Origin of the sequence: Plasticicumulans sp. (assembly GCF_035331805.1) — a bacterium.
Taxonomy (GTDB): Bacteria; Pseudomonadota; Gammaproteobacteria; order Competibacterales; family Competibacteraceae; genus Plasticicumulans.
Genome location: NZ_DAOLKE010000493.1, coordinates 1 through 2,069 on the forward strand (window position 1 = coordinate 1; position 2,069 = coordinate 2,069).

Annotated in this window: 3 protein-coding genes; all 3 read left to right on the top strand. The window is 71.7% G+C overall.

Annotated elements, in window-relative coordinates:
• Positions 1-796: methylenetetrahydrofolate reductase [NAD(P)H] (metF, locus tag PKE44_RS18735; RefSeq protein ID WP_324554256.1), on the top strand; the 796-nt coding region annotated here is incomplete at its 5' end.
• A gap of 60 nt (positions 797-856) precedes the next feature.
• Positions 857-1,495, top strand: a complete 639-nt coding sequence (locus PKE44_RS18740) for a hypothetical protein (protein WP_324554258.1) — start codon at positions 857-859, stop codon at positions 1,493-1,495.
• A gap of 14 nt (positions 1,496-1,509) precedes the next feature.
• On the top strand, positions 1,510-2,069 hold a 560-nt coding region (locus PKE44_RS18745), incomplete at its 3' end, for an aminotransferase class III-fold pyridoxal phosphate-dependent enzyme (protein WP_324554260.1).

The window sequence follows — 2,069 nt, forward strand, 5'->3', positions numbered from 1 at the left end:
CGACGAGGGCCTGCAGAAGCTGCTCGCCGCGCGCGAGGCGCTGTCGGCGCTCGCGCCCGAGTACTTCTCGGTGACTTACGGCGCCGGCGGCACGACGCGCGAGCGCACCTTCGAGGCCGTGCACCGCATCGCCGCGACCGGCGCCGAGGCCGCGCCGCACCTGACCTGCGTCGGCTCGACGCGCGCCGGCATCGCCGGAATCCTCGACGACTACCGCGCCCACGGCATCCGCCGGCTGGTGGCGCTGCGCGGCGACATTCCCTCCGGCATGCGCGAGATCGGTGAATTCCGCTACGCCAGCGAACTGGTCGCCTTCGTGCGCGAGCATGCCGGCCGGCACTTCCGCATCGAGGTCGCCGCCTACCCGGAATACCACCCGCAGGCCGCGAGCCCCGAGCGCGATCTCGACGCCTTCGTGCACAAGGTCGCCGCCGGCGCCGATGCCGCGATCACGCAGTACTTCTACAACGCCGATGCCTACTTCCGCTTCGTCGACACCGTGCGTGCGCGCGGCGTCACGATCCCGGTCGTGCCCGGCATCATGCCGATCACCAACTACGCGCAGCTCGCGCGCTTCTCCGATGCCTGCGGCGCCGAGATCCCGCGCTGGATCCGGCGCAAGCTCGAAGCCTTCGGCGAGGACCGCGACTCGATCCGCGCCTTCGGCCTCGACGTGGTCGCGGCGATGTGCGAGCGCCTGCTGGCGCAGGGCGCGCCGGGCCTGCACTTCTACACGATGAACCTCGCCGGCCCGACGCTGGCGATCGCCGAACGCCTCGGCCTGTCCGCACGCTGAGCCGTGGCGCGATACTGGCCTTCCGGTCACCGGGCCGGTCACCATGAGTGAGTCTTCGCCATGTCCGTGCGCCGCCGTCTGTCGCTGCTGTTGCCCGTAGCTCTCGCCTTGCTTGCCGGCTGCGCGACCACGCCGCCGCCGTTCGATCCGGGCGCGGTCGCCGGGCGGGCGACGGCCTGGCCCGATCCGCTCGCCGCCTGCGCGAACTTCTCGTCCCGCCCCGAATACGCGCCGCTGCGCGCGCATCTGGCGCTCGACAACCTCGCCGGCCAGACGCCGGCGATGCGCGCCGATCGTGCGAAACCCACCCGCAGCGAGCGCGCGCTGATCCGGCGCTGGGCCGGCGAGCGGCAGGTCTGCCTGACCGAGAGCGTGCAGGCGCAGCGGCCGCAGTCCTCGCTGACGATGATCGCGATCGACGAGGAGATGCTCGCCTCGACGCAGGCGCTCGATGCCGAACTCGCCGCCGGGCGCCTGAGCTACGGCGCCTATGCCGAGCGCCGCCAGCACATCGCCGATCACTACAACGACGACTGGCAGCGCGCCGAGGCCGCCTGGGTCGGCGAGCTGAACGCCGCCCGCGCCCGGCGCATGCAGCAGCGTGCGGCCTGGGGCGCCGGCGATCCCTTCTACGAGGACCGCTTCGGCGGCCCGATGCCGGGCGTGAGCATCGGCATCGGCGTCGGACGCGGCCTGTGAGCCGCAGGTCCGCCATGCGCAACGCCGATCTCGTCGCCCGCGACCTTGCCGTCGTCTGGCATCCGTGCACGCAGATGAAGGATCACGAGTCCGTGCCGCTGCTGCCGATCGTGCGCGGGCGCGGCGTCTGGCTCGAAGACGCCGATGGCCGGCGCTATCTCGATGCGATCAGCTCGTGGTGGACGAATCTCTTCGGCCACGCGCACCCGGCGATCAACGCCGCGCTGAAGGATCAGCTCGATGCGCTCGAACACGTGCTGCTCGCCGGCTGCACGCATGCACCGGTCATCGAGCTGTCCGAGCGGCTCGTCGCGCTGGCGCCGCAGGGCCTGACGCGCGCGTTCTACTGCGACAACGGCTCCAGCGCGATCGAGGCCGCGCTGAAGATGAGCTTCCACTACTGGCTGAACGTCAGCGGCCGCCCGGACAAGCGCCGCTTCGTGACGCTCGCCAACAGCTACCACGGCGAGACGCTCGGTGCGCTCGCGGTCGGCGACGTGGCGCTGTTCAAGCAGACCTACGCGCCGCTGATCGTCGAGGCGCTGACCGTGCCCTCGCCCGATGCGTATCTCGC